This is a genomic window from Vibrio sp. 10N.261.52.A1 (assembly GCF_002876325.1).
Lineage (GTDB): Bacteria > Pseudomonadota > Gammaproteobacteria > Enterobacterales > Vibrionaceae > Vibrio > Vibrio chagasii.
In genome coordinates this window covers 28701-46996 of sequence record NZ_MCYD01000503.1, presented here as the reverse complement: position 1 = coordinate 46996, position 18296 = coordinate 28701, and the positions used below count along the sequence as shown (strand labels likewise).

Annotated in this window: 18 protein-coding genes; 5 read left to right on the top strand and 13 right to left on the bottom strand. The window is 47.1% G+C overall.

All coding sequences use genetic code 11. The annotated features are described in order from the left end of the window. Window positions 1–558: 558 nt before the first annotated feature. On the top strand, window positions 559–2889 hold the full coding sequence (locus tag BCT81_RS06215; RefSeq protein WP_102423546.1) for a Tex family protein: 2331 nt from the start codon (window positions 559–561) through the stop codon (window positions 2887–2889). A 125-nt stretch (window positions 2890–3014) separates the two neighbouring features. Here the strand turns inward: BCT81_RS06215 and BCT81_RS06210 are convergent, their stop codons facing one another. Together BCT81_RS06210 and bioH are read right to left on the bottom strand one after the other, a co-directional pair. Further along, entirely contained in the window at window positions 3015–3488 is a 474-nt protein-coding gene (locus BCT81_RS06210; protein WP_004741446.1) for a hypothetical protein, read from the bottom strand. A 176-nt stretch (window positions 3489–3664) separates the two neighbouring features. Next, a complete protein-coding gene (gene bioH, locus BCT81_RS06205; protein ID WP_102423545.1) occupies window positions 3665–4441 on the bottom strand; it encodes a pimeloyl-ACP methyl ester esterase BioH in 777 nt (258 codons plus the stop codon). Between the two features lie 93 nt (window positions 4442–4534). Here bioH and BCT81_RS06200 point away from each other — a divergent pair, with 93 nt between their 5' ends. The 4 genes from BCT81_RS06200 to cysQ all read left to right on the top strand — a co-directional run bounded on the left by BCT81_RS06200 (window position 4535) and on the right by cysQ (window position 7644). Next, entirely contained in the window at window positions 4535–5248 is a 714-nt protein-coding gene (locus BCT81_RS06200) for a ComF family protein (RefSeq protein ID WP_171730403.1), read from the top strand. 109 nt (window positions 5249–5357) lie between these two features. Then, complete coding sequence (gene nfuA, locus BCT81_RS06195) at window positions 5358–5942, top strand: Fe-S biogenesis protein NfuA (RefSeq protein WP_004741449.1); 585 nt, start codon at window positions 5358–5360, stop codon at window positions 5940–5942. 289 nt (window positions 5943–6231) lie between these two features. Then, window positions 6232–6783, top strand: a complete 552-nt coding sequence (nudE, locus tag BCT81_RS06190) for an ADP compounds hydrolase NudE (RefSeq protein ID WP_102423544.1) — start codon at window positions 6232–6234, stop codon at window positions 6781–6783. 33 nt (window positions 6784–6816) lie between these two features. After that, window positions 6817–7644 (top strand): 3'(2'),5'-bisphosphate nucleotidase CysQ, encoded by an 828-nt coding sequence (gene cysQ, locus BCT81_RS06185; protein ID WP_102423543.1) that lies wholly within the window; start codon window positions 6817–6819, stop codon window positions 7642–7644. A gap of 115 nt (window positions 7645–7759) precedes the next feature. Here the strand turns inward: cysQ and BCT81_RS06180 are convergent, their stop codons facing one another. From BCT81_RS06180 to gspD, 11 genes are all read right to left on the bottom strand, one after another. Beyond that, window positions 7760–8539 (bottom strand): type II secretion system protein N, encoded by a 780-nt coding sequence (locus BCT81_RS06180; protein ID WP_102423542.1) that lies wholly within the window; start codon window positions 8537–8539, stop codon window positions 7760–7762. Window position 8540: 1 nt separating this feature from the next. Further along, window positions 8541–9029: a type II secretion system protein M gene (locus tag BCT81_RS06175; protein ID WP_061033118.1), complete on the bottom strand. Its 489-nt coding sequence runs from the start codon at window positions 9027–9029 to the stop codon at window positions 8541–8543. A gap of 20 nt (window positions 9030–9049) precedes the next feature. Continuing rightward, on the bottom strand, window positions 9050–10279 hold the full coding sequence (gspL, locus tag BCT81_RS06170; protein ID WP_102423541.1) for a type II secretion system protein GspL: 1230 nt from the start codon (window positions 10277–10279) through the stop codon (window positions 9050–9052). Beyond that, window positions 10248–11294 (bottom strand): type II secretion system minor pseudopilin GspK, encoded by a 1047-nt coding sequence (gspK, locus tag BCT81_RS06165; RefSeq protein WP_157938860.1) that lies wholly within the window; start codon window positions 11292–11294, stop codon window positions 10248–10250. The genes gspL and gspK overlap by 32 nt, the downstream gene beginning before the upstream one ends. Further along, window positions 11281–12012, bottom strand: coding sequence for a type II secretion system minor pseudopilin GspJ (gspJ, locus tag BCT81_RS06160; RefSeq protein WP_102423539.1), 732 nt, complete (start codon window positions 12010–12012; stop codon window positions 11281–11283). The genes gspK and gspJ overlap by 14 nt, the downstream gene beginning before the upstream one ends. Further along, complete coding sequence (gene gspI, locus BCT81_RS06155; protein ID WP_004741457.1) at window positions 11999–12373, bottom strand: type II secretion system minor pseudopilin GspI; 375 nt, start codon at window positions 12371–12373, stop codon at window positions 11999–12001. Before gspI ends, gspJ begins: the two co-directional genes overlap by 14 nt. Further along, window positions 12360–12953 carry a type II secretion system minor pseudopilin GspH gene (gene gspH, locus BCT81_RS06150; RefSeq protein WP_102423538.1) on the bottom strand — a complete coding sequence of 198 codons (594 nt, stop codon included), beginning with the start codon at window positions 12951–12953 and terminating at the stop codon, window positions 12360–12362. Before gspH ends, gspI begins: the two co-directional genes overlap by 14 nt. Before the next feature lie 66 nt (window positions 12954–13019). Next, window positions 13020–13463, bottom strand: a complete 444-nt coding sequence (gene gspG / locus BCT81_RS06145) for a type II secretion system major pseudopilin GspG (RefSeq protein ID WP_004741459.1) — start codon at window positions 13461–13463, stop codon at window positions 13020–13022. A gap of 81 nt (window positions 13464–13544) precedes the next feature. Then, entirely contained in the window at window positions 13545–14768 is a 1224-nt protein-coding gene (gene gspF, locus BCT81_RS06140) for a type II secretion system inner membrane protein GspF (protein ID WP_102423537.1), read from the bottom strand. Between the two features lies 1 nt (window position 14769). After that, the gene (gene gspE / locus BCT81_RS06135; RefSeq protein ID WP_102423536.1) at window positions 14770–16272 is read right to left on the bottom strand and encodes a type II secretion system ATPase GspE; all 1503 of its coding nucleotides are present in this window, start codon (window positions 16270–16272) and stop codon (window positions 14770–14772) included. Further along, window positions 16272–18296: a type II secretion system secretin GspD gene (gspD, locus tag BCT81_RS06130; RefSeq protein WP_102423535.1), complete on the bottom strand. Its 2025-nt coding sequence runs from the start codon at window positions 18294–18296 to the stop codon at window positions 16272–16274. The genes gspE and gspD overlap by 1 nt, the downstream gene beginning before the upstream one ends.

The following is an 18296-nucleotide window of genomic DNA, read 5'->3' as shown; positions in this document are numbered from 1 at the left end:
CGCAGCAATCCGGCTACTGTTTATCTCTTCGAGATAAGGTGCTCCCTGCATCTTTCCTTGATAGTGGCTAAATCCTTTAACCAATTTCCTTTTTGTTCATCGCCATCCTAGCGGTGTCCATTCTAGCCTGTCATCCTGACTGGCGAATCTCATCCAGAGATTATCACTTCCTTGCTGACCACTCATCCTAAGTAATCAAATCTTCATCCTGAAGATACCTAGTCCGTTAGGCTTTTTCCTGTTCCTGCCAACTCCCTGTCGACAAGTTAAATATTACGGCAAATGGCCGCGTTTCCTAGATAGTCCTAAAAAACATTTCAGGTGGGAAATTCGCCCACAAACACAAAAGCCAATTAAATCATTAACTTATATATTAATTGGGACAATTTTCTGAGTTTAAAGTGACTTAGTCTCACATCACTTGTAAGAGATCTCGCACAAAGCGGGTATCACAAACGGAAATTCGACTTCTGACAGGATAATTACACAGTCAAAGCTAGAAAAAGCGTACGCTCACCCCCATGTATTTGTCACGATATTAAATAAGAGATTCATCGGATGAGCCAAGCTATCTGTCGACTGATCGCTGAAGAACTGAATGTTCGTTCTGAGCAAGTCACCGCCGCAGTAAACCTAATTGACGACGGTAATACCGTTCCCTTTATTGCCCGCTACCGTAAAGAGGTTACGGGAGGCTTAGACGATACCCAATTACGTAACCTTGATAGTCGCCTTTCTTACCTTCGTGAACTTGATGATCGTCGCCAAACAATTCTTAAGTCGATTCAAGACCAAGGTAAACTCACGCCAGAACTCGAGCGTGATATCACTCAAGCCGACAGCAAGACTCGTCTAGAAGATTTATACCTACCTTACAAACCAAAGCGCCGCACTAAAGGCCAGATCGCGATTGAAGCGGGTTTAGAACCACTTGCCGACACACTGTGGAATGAACCACAGCACGATCCAGAAACGGAAGCGGCTAACTTCATCAGCAACGATAAAGGCATTGCCGATACCAAAGCCGCGCTCGATGGCGCTCGTGCGATCATCATGGAACGCATTGCGGAAGACGCAAACCTACTAGAAAAGATTCGCCAACACCTAACGCGCAACTCAGAGCTAGTCGCTCGTGTGGTGACAGGTAAAGAGCAAGAAGGTGAGAAGTTCAAAGACTACTTCGAGCACAACGAAACACTCAGCAAAGTGCCGTCTCACCGTGCACTTGCGATGTTACGTGGCCGAAATGAAGGCTTCCTAACACTGGCGATGAATGCCGATCCTGAGCAAGAAGAAGGCGCTCGTGGCTCTTACTGTGAAAACATCATCTCTGATCACTACGGTATTACTTTAAGCAGTGCACCTGCAGATGCATGGCGTAAGCAAGTGATCAGCTGGGCATGGCGTATTAAGGTTTCTATGCACATGGAAACCGAACTCATGGGCGCGATGAAAGAGCGTGCAGAGATCGAAGCGATTGAAGTATTCGCCACCAACCTAAAAGACCTACTGATGGCTGCGCCTGCAGGCCCTCGTGCAACGTTAGGCCTAGATCCAGGCTTACGTACCGGTTCGAAAATCGCGGTTGTTGATTCAACAGGTAAGGTTCTCGCGACAGAGACCATCTACCCTCACCCACCACAAAAGCAATACGACAAATCAGCTCACATTGTTGAGCAAATGGTTCGTCAGTTTAACGTTGACCTGATTGCGATTGGTAACGGTACCGCTTCACGCGAAACCGACAGCTTTGTGGCTGATGTGATTAAACGTGGCAACCTAAAAGCGCAAAAGATCATCGTTAGCGAAGCCGGTGCATCGGTGTACTCAGCATCTGAATTAGCAGCGAAAGAGTTCCCGAATATGGACGTATCGCTGCGCGGTGCTGTGTCTATAGCGCGTCGTCTACAAGATCCTCTAGCTGAGCTTGTGAAGATTGACCCTAAATCGATCGGTGTGGGCCAATACCAACACGATGTAAGCCAAACCATGCTTGCTAAGCGCCTAGATGCGATTGTCGAAGACTGTGTAAACGCGGTGGGTGTTGATGTGAATACGGCTTCTGCAGCACTACTGACCCGTGTTGCTGGCCTTTCTAGCGCTATTGCTCAGAACATCGTCGACTACCGTGATGAAAATGGTCGCTTCGAAGCGCGTACGACACTGAAAAAAGTCGCTCGTTTGGGGCCAAAAGCCTTTGAACAGTGTGCTGGCTTCCTGCGTATCATGGACGGCAAGAACCCGCTAGATGCATCATCGGTGCACCCAGAAGCTTACCCAGTGGTTAAGAACATCGCTAAGAAAAACCAGAAAGACATCAAGTCTCTGGTAGGTAACACAGACTTCCTACGTGGCCTGCACGCGATTGATTACACCAATGAAAACTTTGGTGTACCTACGGTGACTGACATCATCAAAGAGCTAGATAAGCCCGGCCGTGACCCTCGCCCAGAGTTCAAGACTGCTACCTTCGCCGACGGCGTAAACAGCGTTTCAGACTTAGAGCCGGGCATGATTCTAGAAGGTGTGGTATCAAACGTGGCTAACTTCGGTGCCTTCGTCGATATTGGCGTTCACCAAGATGGTTTAGTTCACATTTCAGCGCTTACTGATCGCTTTGTCTCTGATCCACGTGAAGTGGTTAAAGCGGGTGACATCGTGAAAGTGAAAGTGATGGAAGTGGATGTTCAGCGTAAACGTATTGCACTCAGCATGCGTATGAAAGACGAGCCGGGACAAGACAACCGAGCTCAACGTTCAAGTGCACCTCGCACGCAAAGCCGCCCGAATCAACACTCGCAAGGTGGACAACGCCGTCGTGAAGAGCCACAACAAAATGGCGCAATGGGCGGTGCATTCGCAGCTGCTTTTGCTAAAGCGAAAAAATAATCCAATAGCGCATTTGAAAAACAGATTCGCCTAAAACAGAAAACCTGCATCCCTTAGGGTATGCAGGTTTTTTATTATTTGTTCAAAAAAGACATCGAAATTTAGCTGAATCATGAATTATCGATTCATAGCACTACTAACATTTCAGATGGAGCATGAGGCGCAACAGCATGACCATAATGATACTTTATGACCTTACGTCGTTTCTCCATCTGTCCCTCCTGAATCGCCGCATCTAAAACATGCTTTGGCAGGCGGAAACGCATGGTATAGCCTTTTCCTTGGTCAGCACTGTATGTTCTTAGCGCCAACAAGCTAAACAGCCTATCAAAAGGATCTTGTGACTCTTCTTGGCTAACCGAATTGGCCTCTGACTCGTTCTCCATTTCATAACCTGGATGGTCTGAAGGATCCCAAGCCGACTGCTGCCTTCGTTTATCGTCCGACTTTACCTTGCGCTCTGCATTGGTTCTCGCCAATGCTACTGCGGGAGCAACAGGTTCTCGGACTTTATTATCACGCGCAACTTGCTCTGTTTGCACATTAACGGACGGGGCGATTAGTGGCACACTCACTGCAGTTGCAGGTGACACAATCATCGCGAACTCTCCTCAAGAATCGCCCATTGCTGCTGCCATAACACTCTTGTACTGAGTTAGCACAACATGTATGGCCCAAGTTACTGCACTCTGCTCAGGTGAGAGAGAGATGTCTGAGTATCATGCAGTGCATTGGTTAGATTATATATCGACCAAGATGGTGATAAATTTAGCAATTATTTTTGTGCGAAACTGACTAGCTCACTGCAGAAGGCATCCGCTTCCGTCATAAACGGTGCATGCGAGGATTGAGTGAAGATGTACTGCTCGGTGTGAGGTAGTGCATTGCCCAGATCTTTAGCGACCTTGATTGGCACCAGCCCGTCTAATCGACCGTACAAGCGCAGCATAGGAACGGAAATCTCCGGTAATTGTTCTCTTAAATCGACATCAGACAGCATCTTTAGTCCTGCCAATAATGATTCAGGGTTTGGTAATGGGCGGGACAGTACCGCTTGCTTAAGCTGTTTTACGTCTTGCCTTGCCGAAGGGCTGCCCATGGCTTGCAGGGCCATAAAACGTTCGATGGTGGTTTGAAAGTCTTCAACCAACTGTTCCGTAAACGCGGTTAATACGTTGGGTTGGATGCCGCGCCATAGTACCGGCTCTTTTGCGGCAGCGAATTTCGGTGAACTAGCAACCGTCACCAACTTGCTTACATAATCGGGATGATGCAATGCCATGTGCGTTGCGACCAAGCCACCAAGTGACCAACCGACCCAAATAGCTTGCTTAGGAGCTTCGGCCAATAGTTGCTGGGCTATCTCCTCAAGATCTTGAGCATGACAATGAGAGCTATGACCGTAACCAGGCAAATCGACAACGTGCACTCGGAAATCAGCCTCTAACGCATTTACGGTTTGCTGCCAGACTGCACCATTCATTCCCCAGCCGTGGACTAACACCAAATCGGGTCCCTGCCCTGAAACATGCCAATATAACGCGTCACTCATTCTCAATATTCCCTACTTTTTCCATCAGCGATAACCTGCACTTTTCAGTATGGTGAGCAAAAGGAACACCATAACCCAAAAGCATCGCGAGCTATGTTATCCGATTGGCTACAAAAACACACACCACGTCTGGTCACACCTCAATGTCACCTCTGCAAGCTAGATAAACAGCCTAATGATCACCACCCTCGATGGTGTGATAGTTGCCTAAAACTGTTCGAGCTCGTGCCTCGCTGTCAAAGGTGCGGACTGAAAACGGTCACAGCCGTCGAGCAATGCGGTGAGTGCTTGGCTGCCCCACCCCCTTGGCATCGGCTCTATTGTGTTGGTGATTACACCTTTCCAACCGCAGGCTATATCCAACAGATGAAGTATGCCGATAAATTCTGGTTTGCTCGAGATTTGTCGACCTTGCTCGCGTCACGCATCGAAGAACCAGCATCTCTCGTCACCAGTGTTCCCTTACATTGGCGTCGATACTTTCATCGTGGTTTTAATCAAAGTCAGCTACTGGCGCGTTACACCGCTCAAGACCTCAAGGTGGAGCATGCCGTTTTATTCAAGCGCATCCGTTCAACCGGTTCGCAGCAAGGATTAACTAAATCAGCCAGAAAAAGTAATTTGAAAGGTGCATTCGCGATGAAAAACACCAGCTTCTCAGCGATGGATTACTCGCATGTCGCGATAATTGATGATGTTGTAACCACAGGCAGTACTGTGTATCAATTATGCCAATTATTACTTGAAGTAGGGGTGAAAAGGATTGATATTTACTGCATCTGCCGCACTCCTGAGCCCTCTGGATAACTGGCGTGAGTCGCTACTTGTACAGCAATCCAACAAAAAAGGGCTGAATTACAAATCTGACAGGAGTAGAATGGCGCTAATAGCCTACAAATTTACTCAGGTATTCGTCGTGTCAAATATTACTATTACAGAAACAGCTCAAACTCATTTTGCCAATCTGCTGTCACAGCAGCCTGAAGGTACAAACATTCGTGTGTTCGTGGTAAACCCGGGTACACAAAACGCAGAGTGTGGTGTTTCTTACTGCCCTACAGATGCTATTGAAGCGTCTGACACAGAGCTTAAATTCGAAGCTTTCTCTGCATACGTAGATGAGCTAAGCCTACCGTTCCTAGATGAAGCTGAAATTGACTTCGTTACTGACAAAATGGGCTCACAGCTAACACTTAAAGCACCAAACGCTAAGATGCGTAAAGTCGCAGACGATGCCCCCCTTCTAGAACGTGTTGAATACGCAATTCAAACACAAGTTAACCCACAACTTGCTGGTCACGGTGGTCACGTTAGCTTGGTAGAAATCACTGAAGACGGCGCAGCTATCGTAGCATTCGGTGGTGGTTGTAACGGTTGTTCTATGGTTGATGTAACGCTAAAAGAAGGCATCGAAAAAGAACTTCTTCAACAGTTCGAAGGTGAACTGACTGCTGTTCGTGATGCAACAGAGCACGATCGTGGTGAGCACTCTTACTACTAACCTCTGATTAAGTATGAATAATTTTTTGAAAGGTTGATGCGCAAGCGTCAACCTTTTTTGTTATATGGATGAGCAAGTTAGGACTACCACGTTCTCTCTATACTCTTTTGTTATCCAGCAATATTTTCACCTCGTTACCATCTTGAGTAAGGTATTCAAGTGATCGTAATCGATTCCTGCTTCAATAATTTTCGGATATGAAAACTCGGATCTAGGAACTCAAGGTCATTTCCCCTATATTAGAATGACTTTACAAGAAAGAATTCAAATGAGCTAAGGAGCGAGCGCAATGACAAAAAGGACCAAGCCAGAGATTTTGGCTAAACAAACTGTCGCTCAATCAAGACTATTCTCTATCGAGTCTCTCGACTTACGCTTTTCAAACGGTGAAGAGCGCACTTACGAACGCATGAAGCCTAGCGGGCGCAACGCAGTGATGATGGTTCCGATTACTGAGCAAGGCGATATTCTATTAGTCCGTGAATATGCAGCGGGAACTGAACGCTACGAGCTCGGCTTTCCGAAAGGACTGATTGATCCAGGTGAACAACCAAGTGACGCTGCGGTTCGTGAACTCAAAGAAGAAGTTGGCTTTGGTGCTAACAAGCTCACTCCACTCAAGGAAGTGATTCTCGCTCCCTCTTACTTTTCTAGCAAAATGACGCTGTTTATCGCAGAAGACCTCTACCCAGAGAAGCTAGAAGGTGATGAACCTGAACCACTGGACATTGTGCGCTGGCCGCTTGCTCAAGCCGAAGAGCTATTAACGCATCTCGACTTCTGTGAAGCTCGCAGTATTACCGCCCTACTATTGACCCTTCGCTCGCTAAATAATAACTAAAGCCATAAGCGCTCGAAGAGTAAGAGAATATTTATGCCAACAACAAAAGATTTGTCTCATCTCCTACCCTCTGTGATTGAGGTTGCTCGCTCTGCAGGCCAGCTCATTTTAGAGATCTACGAAAAGAAAGATTACGAAGAGTTCACCAAGAGTGACGACACTCCAGTCACCAGTGCCGATCTGGCAGCGCATAAACTGATCTCGAAAAAACTGAGTGAGCTCACGCCAGATATCCCTGTACTATCTGAAGAGGCCGCTGACATTAGCCTAGAAAAGCGCGCACAATGGGACCGCTACTGGCTGGTTGACCCACTAGACGGAACACAGGAGTTCATCGCAAGAAGCGGTGATTTCGCGACAATTGTCGCCCTAATTGAGCACAACAAGCCGGTAATGGGTGTGGTGTATGCTCCAGTTTCTGGTGTGAGCTATTACGCCTACAGCGGTAAAGGGGCGTGGAAGATTCCAGACCTTAACGACAGCGTCAAAATCAAAACGCATCGTCATGAGCTACCAAACCAATCTATTGCAATGGCGATCAGCCGTCGCCAAGACATCAATCGTATTACTAGCCGTATGAGTCCTGCTTGGAACTATGACTTAGTGCCATTAGGCTCAGCAGCTTTGAAGGCCTGTCTGGTCGCAGAAGGTGCTGTCGATTGTTACTTACGCCTTGGGCCTACTGGCGAGTGGGATACCGCGGCGACGCAATGCATTGTTGAAGAGGCGGGGGGACGCATCTTGAGCACGCAATTAGAACCACTCTCTTATAATGAAAGAGAGACGCTTGAGAACCCGAACTTCATTGTACTGGGTGATGCTGACTTACCATGGGCCGAGATCTTACAAGGTAAAGACTAAACCCACTTAGCCTCATAACAATCTGATATTCAAATAAAATGGGCACCTCGATGAGGTGCCCATTTTTATATCTTGTTGTCGGATAACCAGCGGAACTTAGTTATTAAGAAGCTAACTAGAAGCGCCCTTGATAGCTAAACTGGTACTTACCTTGGCTATCTGGATTACCAAGCCATTTCAGCTGACTCTGCATCGCTGGTGGGAATTCTGCACCCGGTTTAAACCATGCTGCCGAGGTGTAGCTTTGATTTGGTGTAACATTCGCAGAGAACTCGCTATCCACTTGAGCACTCTTCTGAGAGCCCTTGGCTGCCAGTGTATTATCTTCACAAGTGATGTCAGCAATCACAGGGCCAAGATCCAACGAACCCACTGGCGAGTCGACTGCAGCACCAGACCAAGCCACAGTGCCTTCTCCAGACTGACACCAAGGTTGAGCATGAACCGCATGCTTGATCGTCAGCTCTACTTGTCCACCAATTGAAACCGGGACTGGAATCGCTGGCGCATACTTCATCACGTTAGCAGCAGGCATTGATGCGACTAAGTTTTCCGCATACGCACCGCTCATGCTGTACCCAACGCGTCCTTTTCCTGACAAGTTCATGTCGCTATTACGGCCAAAGCGCACCGCTAACTCAGCTTTGGCTTGGAAGAGTTTAGAGAACTGAAAGTCCCACTGCACTGAACCGTAATTAACACGCTGCCAGGCGATATTATTGGCGCTGCCCTGCCAAACCGTTCCTTCAACACCTTCAATATTCAAGCCACGCACAGCCGGTGCATGTTTGAGTACAAAAGAGGCCGGTAGGTGCAGCAACAGACTAACCGAGAAAAAGACAATAAAGATGCCGCCAAAAAGTAAACCTAACTTCAAAGATAAACCGCGTTTCACATTAACCTCGTTTAAACTGTAGTCGGTTGACCTCAATAACCCCTGGGTTATCGGAGCGATCAATGTCCATAAACTCAACTTCGACACCCTGCTTCTCTTTCAAGTATGTCAGCCAATCTACAAACTGATTAAAAGGCACAGGTTTCACCCAGACTTGCAGCATCTCGCCACGCGGCTGAACTCGAATTAATTCAATCTTGAAACGACGCATAGAAGCTGGCACAGATTGGTTTAAAGGCTGGCTAGCAACAATCCCACCACTTCCTCGCAGCTCCACCACTTCGTTGGCTTTATTGGTTACCCAAGTCAGCAGTTGCTTCTCACTTTGAATACGGTTTTGTGCCATCTCAGCTCGCTGACTAAGCGGCTGCAATAGCCCCCAGTACACGATACCTACCACCAATAGAATGGAACAACCGATCACTAATCGTTGCTCTCTTTGACTTATTGAAGTCCACCACGCTTGGAGTGGCTCAATCATATTTCTCATCACTGATCTCCTTACGCAGTTTATTGACGGGGTTTAAGGGTAAAGCTACCAAATACGGCATCACCATTACGATTCAATGGCCCTTGCTCAACGGTAAACTTCTCTTCTAGTTTCACTCGCGCAGTCTCGAAATGTTGGAAGTCAGAACTCTTCGCTTCCAATCTCACTTCAGAGCGGTTGCCGTCGTAGCGAATACTATTCACTTCGATGGCTTTCACTTGTCCTAAGGTTTCTGGCAGTAACGCTAGCCATCCAAGTAAGGAGTCACCATCACCCGAGCTACCATACTTCTTAGCTTCGTCGTTCATCTGACGCTTAAGGTAGCTAACCGTCGGAATACGTTGCTTACCCGGGAGTACGCTTCTAAATATACGTTCACTCTCCGTTCGGTACGCTTCAGCTTGTGCCTCGTACTGCTGAACCTTTAAGACTTGTTGAGTGACGATTACTGCCACCAGCAAACAAGCAGCAATCGCTACTTTTTGCCATACGCGCCAGTACTTACTGAATGAAGATTTGGTTTTAAAGGTGCCAGTCAGTAAGTTTACGCCACTTGTGATGGCTTGTTGGCTCAGTAAAGACATAACCAGTTCAGCAGGTTTGGCTTGCCACTCAATGCCACTTTGCTGTTGAATGTCATCACTTGGCAGTGCGGTGTAGCTAAAAATCGTTGGTGACTGCTCTTCGTCATCTAAGGCAACCCAATCGCTTTGTAAGAACATCGCTAGCCACGCCTCATTGATCGACACTGCTTGATAGTTGCTTTGACGCAATAACCAATGTTGGTCGATCTGCAGCGCACTGATGCCCTGATCTTCTAAAGGCAACGCTAAGGTATCAGGCAATACTTTACGAAAGATAATGTTAGCTTCGCGGAAAGTATCCAGCGCCTGCTTCAGCCACTCGCGTTCCACACCACACACGGTGGCATGCGTTGCGTCTTTATCTAAAATAGTCAGATGTAAGTCTTCGATATCTTGCGCGACTTCGTCTTCTAATAAAAACGGCAGCATAGAATCGAACTGGCGAGCAGCACCTTTCGGGATCTCAACACGCTTAATTAAGCACTCATTTCCCGGCAATAAAGCGATACAACTGCGTTTTTCAGCGTAAGGCGTTAACTCACCAAGCTGATCCCAGCTAGACAGTTCACCACTTGCTATCACTTCTTGTTGGCTTGTCGACCAAACTAACCACTGCACTGGGCTCTGTGGTTCGCTACTCAGTCGAACGGTCAGAAACTCGCTCACTGATTCCTCCAAAACGACGGCGTACCACCGTCACTGTTTCTCGATTACTACTATAGAAAAGCGTTCGTATACGTACACGAGATTGCTCAACTAAAACCTCTGCATCTAGCTCAAAATAGGCACTATCTACAGTTAAATATGCTTTTGCTTTTTTGCTGACTTCAGCACTGACCGCGGTAATGGCGCTCTCGGCCATGAAATCATCTACGGTGTCCCAGCCATCAAACGGGCGTTTATCAATCAGCTGTTTCGCATCCGACTCACTTAAGCCAGGTGCAAACATCGCTTCCAATAACGGCGCTTGTTGCTCAGTCAATGTATTCACATTCAGTCGAAAGTCATCGGTCGGTAAGGCACACACAAAAGGACGAACCTTATTCATGACCTCACCAGTCACCTGATACACCGCTCTAAGCTCAGACTCATCCGCCATTAAACTGTTTGCTGCGACATAAGGTGGCTTCATCGCCTCATAGGTGCTGTCCTCGACGCCTGCCGAAGAGGTTGCTCGAGTATCGCTGTCGACAAATTCCCAGCTTGAATGCGCGATAACCTCAGCTTGATAAGGCTCGACGTCTTGGTTCTCCAATAAGGTCTGCCAAACCGTCACTAAGTAAGGTGTCTGGTTGCTAGAAGTGGTTGCTACTCCAGCTAATGCATTGAGATTAAAACAAGATTGTGCGTCAATAATACGCCCTTTAACTTGCCCATAATCTAATGGGTATACCTGCTCTTCCAATGCCCATGGCTGACTTAGGTTGACCGTATCACTGTCTTTGTAGCTTTGCCTAATACCATCTTGTACAAGCGCTTCAACGCCAATGCTATACCAATAAGCTTGTTGGTAATTCAGCTGGTTACCAACGCGTTTGAATTGAGTAAACAAGCGTTCCGACATGCTGCCTGCAATGGTTGCCATAATCGCCAGTAACATCAGGATAATGATCAGCGCGACACCACGTTGCTTACGCCCTAGCGAACGTCTTGTTAGTACAAGCTGATTAGTTCGAAGCATCACCGCCCCCCTCGCTACTATCTGAGGAGTCACTGCTTGAATCGCCACCAACCTGATCTAAGGTGCCACTTGGTGTCAGATAAATTCGCTCTATCTCACCATAATCTTTTAACGTCAGCTTAAGTCTCACCGCCTTTGGTAACGACTTATCGCCTTGCCACTCTTTACCCCAACGCTTTCCGTCGTAGAACTCAAACTCCAAGGCCTCAACCTCATCAAGCAAAGGGGTGATGACCGCTTCCTGCCCAGCGGGTGTATCTGGGTAGCGCCACCACAGGCGTTCAAGCGTCTCTTCTTTAAGACGGTAGCCCACTTTCGTCACTTCACCTCGAGGAAACTGCTGCTGTGGGTTGTGCCAGCCAAGGCGAGTAAACACGATACCAATGCTATCGGAGTCCAATAAATACTCTTTGATTATAACCAGCTTAGGTGATGCTTCTTCACCATCAGTACGAAATTGTCGCACTGCCATCTGGCGAAAATCATTATCTAAGATAACTAAACTGCGCTGCAGTTGGTTCAAACGAGCACTGCGCTCAGCTGAAAGCTCGTTGCTTCGCTGCACCTGATTCACTACTTGATAGGCCGCCATGCTCAGTGTGGCAAAGATAGCGATTGAGACCAAAACTTCAATTAAGGTAAAACCTCTCCCTTTTGAAGATAGACCTTGTTTGCGAGCCATACTGTTATTTACCGTCATGCTTTTAGTTAACCACATAGCTGCGCACCGTAACGACTGGAGAAGCTTGCTTGCTGGTTGCCACGCTGACATCAAAAGCTTTTAGCATATTATCGGCCGTATCGATTGGGGTAACTTTCCAAAACCACTCTCGACCTGCTAGCTCCTGCGTACCTTGTGTCTTTTTCAGCTTCTCTGGGTGTAGCATCACCAAGGCCATTTGATTATCAACGACCATAGCCGCGAAGGTTTTTTCTTCTAAATAACTCAATGTATTGATGTGCTGAGTTACGGCGCGAATCACACTGATCGCCGCAGTAGCAAAGATCGCAAGCGCCACCAACACCTCAAGCAGCGTCATACCACGAGAGCGATAAGGAGAACGGTTATTCCTCTTCATCTTCTTCTCCTGGTTCTAACAATCGAATCACACCATTATCCGACACTTTAATACGCCAGCCATCTTGTATGGTATCGCCTGTGTTGGGGTAGAAAGAGAGTGTAAATGGTGTCACTTCAGCACTCGACAAGATGAAAACCTGTGGTGGCTTAGGCTTCTTTTTTTCTTCAAGGTCAGCAAACATATCTTCATCAAATAAGCTTCCTGGGTTGAATAACCGATCATCGTCTGCCCATGCGCCACCGCCTAAGCTGAGTGATAGAGCAAGATCTTCCGGTAACTCTGTTGAAGAGGGTATTTTTTCGAATTCGACTTCCTGCCAACCTTCAGACTTCAGCGTCATCAGAACATAGGTCGATTTCTTTTCATCGATGCGAATGCCAAAATCCAGCCCACTCAAAATCGCTTCTTCACTAAGTAACTGAACTCGTTGATAGAAACTTTGAGCGTATTTTTTGGCGACATCTTTACTATTGGTAGGAATGGTCGCAATCACTGCGACCGCCGTTACTGAAAGTAATACCAACACCAAAAGAATCTCAATCAAGGTGAAACCTGGCTGTTTGTGCGTAGTTTTCACCTTGCAGACTCCATATGTTTACGTCCGACCATCAAATAACGGCGTCAAGCGACAATAAGCCTAGGCTTACTGAAAGTCTTGCATGTTCCAGTTACCGATATCCGCAGCAATACCTTCACCACCTTCTTGACCATCAGCGCCAAGTGTAAAGATGTCGATAGTGCCGTTATCGCCAGGGCTTAGGTATTGGTACTCGTTGCCCCATGGGTCGTTAGGTAGACGCTTGATGTAACCACCGTCGCGGTAGTTACGAGGCTCTGGGCTGCTTGGCTTAGAAACCAGTGCATCAAGACCTTGATCCGTTGTTGGGTACACGCTGTTATCCAGTTTGTACATATCTAGCGCATTCTCTAGTGCCACGATATCTGTGATGGCTTTTTGTTGATCAGCCTTCTCTTTGTTACCCAATAGGTTAGGTACAACAAAGCTCGCCAATACGCCAAGGATAACCACAACCACCATCACCTCTAGTAGGGTAAAGCCTGATTGTTTCTTCATTTTGTTTTTCATTATTTTCTCCAAATTACAGACAACGAGTTGAGGGGAATATTGTCCTTCTCTCGATAATCCAAAAACGTTCTATGGACGGAATTAGCCGCTCATTAAATTGTTCATTTCAAGCATTGGCATCAGAGTCGCCATCACAATAAACAGCACCAAACCTGCCATCAGAGCGATAAGTGCCGGGGTAAAAATGCCTAACGCAATGTTTACCGTCGACTCAAAGCTTTGGTCTTGGTTATCGGCTGCACGAGTCAGCATCTGCTCTAATTGACCACTCTGCTCACCACTAGCAATCATGTGCAGCATCATCGGCGGAAAGAGCTTAGTATGATCAAGCGCTTTACGCAGGCTCGCCCCTTCTCTCACGCTATCTGATGCTTGTAATACTTGTTGTTTGACATGGTGGTTCGACATTACATCAACCGCCACTTTCATCCCTTCAAGAATAGGAATCGCACTTGAGGTACAGATTGAAAGTGTACGAGCAAAGCGAGAGGTGTTGATACCTTTCGCTATCTTGCCGATCAGCGGGATACTCAACAATTTGCGATCCCAACTTAGACGAACGCCCGGTCTTTTGAGCGCGGTCTTAATCAACACAATCACACCAATGATCAGCAACAGTAATTGGATGCCCCAATCTTGGATAAATTCACTCGATGCCAATAAAAATTGGGTTGATTGAGGAAGCTCTTGTCCCATCTGGATGATTGGTTCAACGATCTTGGGTACTACCGTTGCTAATAGGAACGAAACGATAGTCACCGCAAACACCACCAGCACCACAGGGTAAATCATCGCTTGCAGCAGCTTAGAGCGCATCTTTTGGCGATTTTCTGCATAGTCGGCTAATCGCTCTAGTACCGCATCTAAGTGCCCAGATTTCTCACCTGCCGCCACCATTGCTCTAAACAGTTCATCAAAGATGTGCGGGTAATCAGCTAAGCTATCCGCTAACGAATAGCCTTCCGTCACTTTAGAGCGTACAGCCAATAACATAGTGCGAATGCGAGGCTTCTCCGATTGCTCTGCCACGGCCTTCAAACACTCTTCTAGCGGCATGCCTGATTGAACCAATGTAGAAATTTGGCGAGTAATCAAAGCAAGGTCTGGCGTGCTGATACCACGCTTAAAACCAGTAGAAGGCGCGCTGCCTCCTTTACTGCTTTTTGCTTTGGCTTCAGCCATTTCAACCGGCATTAAGCCTTGCTCTTTTAAGCGCTGGCGAGCCTGACGAGCGTTATCCGCTTCAATCGAGCCCTTTTTGCTTTTGCCTTTGACATCCAGTGCTTTGTATTCAAATGCCGCCATACTAGACTTCCTTGGTCACACGCATCACTTCTTCTAGTGAAGTGATACCTTGACGAACCTTAGCTAGGCCATCATCGCGAATACTTGGGGTTGTGCTACGAACCGATTTTTCGATCGCTTGCTCACCGGCTTCGCTGTGAATTAACTCTTGTACCGACTCATCAACCATCAGCAACTCATGAATACCAGTTCGGCCACGATAACCCTTGTGATTACACGCCTCACAACCTTTCGCATGATACAGCGTTAGGCTATCTTTCTTCTTCAAATCAAATAGCTTTTTGGTCTCTTTGTCCGCTTCGTACGGTTCTTTACAGTCGTTACACAAAGTACGAACTAAACGCTGCGCCAACACACCAAGCAGTGAAGAGGAAATAAGAAATGGTTCGATACCCATATCACGTAGACGCGTAATGGCACCTACTGCAGTATTGGTATGGAGGGTCGACATCACTAAGTGACCAGTCAAAGAAGCTTGAACGGCAATCTCCGCAGTCTCTAAGTCACGAATCTCACCAATCATCACCACATCCGGGTCTTGACGAAGAATCGCACGTAAACCACGGGCAAAGGTCATATCAACCTTAGGGTTCACTTGTGTTTGACCAATACCATCGATATCGAATTCGATTGGATCTTCAACGGTAAGGATATTGCGTTCGTTGCTGTTGAGCTCTTGCAGGCCTGCATACAAGGTTGTGGATTTACCCGAACCTGTTGGACCCGTTACCAAGATAATGCCGTGCGGACGTTGAATGAGTTTACGGAAGTTCTCGTGGTTCTCTGCCGTCATACCTAAACTGTGCAGATCTAGGCGGGTCGCGTTTTTATCCAACAGACGCATTACCACACGCTCACCGTGTGATGAAGGCATGGTTGATACACGAACATCGACTGCTCGGCCACCAATACGCAGTGAAATACGACCATCTTGTGGCACGCGTTTTTCCGCAATATCCAACTTCGCCATAACCTTTACACGTGACACGAGCAGCGGCGCCAATTTACGGCTTGGCGCGAGAACATCACGTAACACACCATCAATACGGAAGCGGATCGATAGCGACTTCTCAAAGGTCTCGATATGGATATCCGAAGCACCTTCTTTGATCGCCTCCCCCAGCATCGCGTTGATTAGCTTGATGATTGGCGCATCGTCTTCAGACTCAAGCAAGTCTTCATCTTGTGGCAGCTCCTCCGCCAACGAGAAGAAGTCATCACTGTCAGCACCAATGTCTTCCATTAATTGACGCGCTTCTGAAGAGTCACGTTGGTACGCGTCGGTCAGTTTTTTATCAAACTCGTCTGCAGTGATCGCTTGTGGTGTAAAACCATTTTTCACTACACGGCTCACTTCGATGATCGCCGCCGATTTCAGAGGCTCAACATAATACAGTGTCGGAGCACGTTCTGGGTGCTGATACTCGAGCACCATCTTGTAACGGTTCGCAAAGCTAAACGGCAAGCGCTGATAAGTTCGTGCCGCCCCTACCAATTCAGCCATTATTCTGTTTCCATCTGATCAATGAAGGCTTGGATTTCAGCCGGGTGATTCATCTCAGAACCGAATTTAGGCAACACTGGGATGTTGTCGTTATCCATCAATTTCAGGCCCTGCTCTGACTTGTACAGCTGTTCAGCGCGGATGAAGTTATATTTACGCTGAGTGATACCATCGGCTGTCATGCCATCACGAATGATGGTTGGCTTGATGAATACCATTAGATTCTTTTTCTCAACCTGAGTACTGGTTGATTTGAATAGATGACCGAGCACCGGGATGTCGCCCAATAGTGGCACCTTAGACTCACTCTCTAATGCACGTTCATCAATTAGACCACCAAGAACCAGCATTTGACCGTCTTGAACAATCACTGAAGTATTTAGCTGACGCTTGGCAAAACGAACATCGACTGCGCCGTTCGCACCCAATACGTTCGACACCTCTTGTTCAATATTCAACTGAACTGAGTCGCCTTCGTTGATTTGTGGAACCACTTTAAGCTTGATACCCACTTCTTTACGCTCAACCGTTTGGAATGGGTTGTCGTTGCTTGAGCCCGCCGTCGAGCCAGTAAGAACCGGTACTTCTTCACCAACGATAAACGACGCTTCGCCATTGTCCATCACAGTAATGCTTGGAGACGATAGGATATTTGAGTTTGAATCGGTCGCAACTGCACTGATCAAGGCTGTCCAGTCGCCCATCACCACACTCATTGCGGCACCGTTTACGCCAGCAAGAGCGGAAGCTAATGTCGAATAATCCCCTTTTTCTGTTGTGGTTTCATTTCGCAAGAAGTTATTGTCTGAGTCGTAAACCGCTTTCGTGGTTGTCGAGTCTTTTGCTTCTTCTATACCAACCATAACCTGGCCAATTGATGCACCGGTGTTACTGTATTGAATCATGGCACCCGTTTCTAGGTTACCCCATTGCACGCCAAGGTTAACGCCGTCACCTTCTGCCATTTCAACAATCAAGGCTTCAATCAATACTTGAGCACGACGAATATCTAGTTGAGCAATCACATCTTGTAGCGCGTTCATGATATCTGGCTGTGCGGTAATGACTAACGAGTTAGTATCGCTGTGCGCTGAAATCACGACTTTATCGCGTTGAGATGAGCTGCCTTTAGTTGAAGTTTGCTTCTCTGATTGCAGGTTGTCCGACACGCCTTTCAGTACATCGACTAAGTCTTCTGCTTTTGCATATTTAAGGTAGATAACTTGGTTATTACCCTTAGTTGCCATCTCGACATCAAGTTGCTCAATCAGCTTTCTTAAACGGCTACGAACCTTAGGGTCACCAGAGATAAGAATTGCATTGGTACGCTCGTCGGCCACCAGCTTAGGTTGTAGGAATGCTGGTGTGTTCTTCGCATCGGTGGTTTTATTCAACGCATCAACAATACGCACCATTTCAGCGGCTGAAGCATTCTTTAGCTCAACCACTTCGATCTCTTTATCACCGGCTTGGTCAACACGCTTGATGATTTCCGCTAAGCGGTTTACGACCGCCGCACGACCAGTGATTAGAATGATATTCGCTGGGTCGTAGTGCACAACGTTACCCGCGCCCGCATTATCGTTCAGTTGACGAAGCAGAGGAGAAAGCTCACGAACCGAGACATTACGAACGGTAACAACGCGTGTTACTACGCTGTCGCCCGCGATAGAATCACGATCACCGACAACAGGAATGGCAGAGGTTTTAGAGTCTTTAGCCTTGATGATCTTCAGAACACCTGAGTCCATTTCAACGACCGCATAGCCGTAAACCTCTAATACATTGAGGAAGAAGCTATAATATTGTTCTTCATTGAGTACGTCATAACTGCGCACATCAATTTTTCCGCGCACCGATGGGTCAACGATGATCGTTTTCTCAAGGTTACGGCCAACAATATTAATAAACTCTTGAATGTCAGTGCCTTTAAAGCTGGCACTAAAATCATTAGCGAAGGCTGCGGGTGTGCAGATTAAGCTTCCTGCCAATAACCATGCACTTTTCTTAAACCAATGCTTCAC

Bases quoted from the DNA above. Each gene is read 5' to 3' on its own strand.
- gspE (WP_102423536.1), bottom strand. From the start codon at position 16,272: ATGGCTGAATTGGTAGGGGCGGCACGAACTTATCAGCGCTTGCCGTTT.
- gspJ (WP_102423539.1), bottom strand. From the start codon at position 12,012: ATGTGGTTAACTAAAAGCATGACGGTAAATAACAGTATGGCTCGCAAA.
- BCT81_RS06175 (WP_061033118.1), bottom strand. From the start codon at position 9,029: ATGAGAAATATGATTGAGCCACTCCAAGCGTGGTGGACTTCAATAAGT.
- gspI (WP_004741457.1), bottom strand. From the start codon at position 12,373: ATGAAGAGGAATAACCGTTCTCCTTATCGCTCTCGTGGTATGACGCTG.
- cysQ (WP_102423543.1), top strand. From the start codon at position 6,817: ATGCCAACAACAAAAGATTTGTCTCATCTCCTACCCTCTGTGATTGAG.
- BCT81_RS06215 (WP_102423546.1), top strand. From the start codon at position 559: ATGAGCCAAGCTATCTGTCGACTGATCGCTGAAGAACTGAATGTTCGT.
- gspF (WP_102423537.1), bottom strand. From the start codon at position 14,768: ATGGCGGCATTTGAATACAAAGCACTGGATGTCAAAGGCAAAAGCAAA.
- BCT81_RS06200 (WP_171730403.1), top strand. From the start codon at position 4,535: ATGTTATCCGATTGGCTACAAAAACACACACCACGTCTGGTCACACCT.
- bioH (WP_102423545.1), bottom strand. From the start codon at position 4,441: ATGAGTGACGCGTTATATTGGCATGTTTCAGGGCAGGGACCCGATTTG.
- BCT81_RS06210 (WP_004741446.1), bottom strand. From the start codon at position 3,488: ATGATTGTGTCACCTGCAACTGCAGTGAGTGTGCCACTAATCGCCCCG.
- gspG (WP_004741459.1), bottom strand. From the start codon at position 13,463: ATGAAAAACAAAATGAAGAAACAATCAGGCTTTACCCTACTAGAGGTG.
- gspK (WP_157938860.1), bottom strand. From the start codon at position 11,294: ATGCTTCGAACTAATCAGCTTGTACTAACAAGACGTTCGCTAGGGCGT.
- nudE (WP_102423544.1), top strand. From the start codon at position 6,232: ATGACAAAAAGGACCAAGCCAGAGATTTTGGCTAAACAAACTGTCGCT.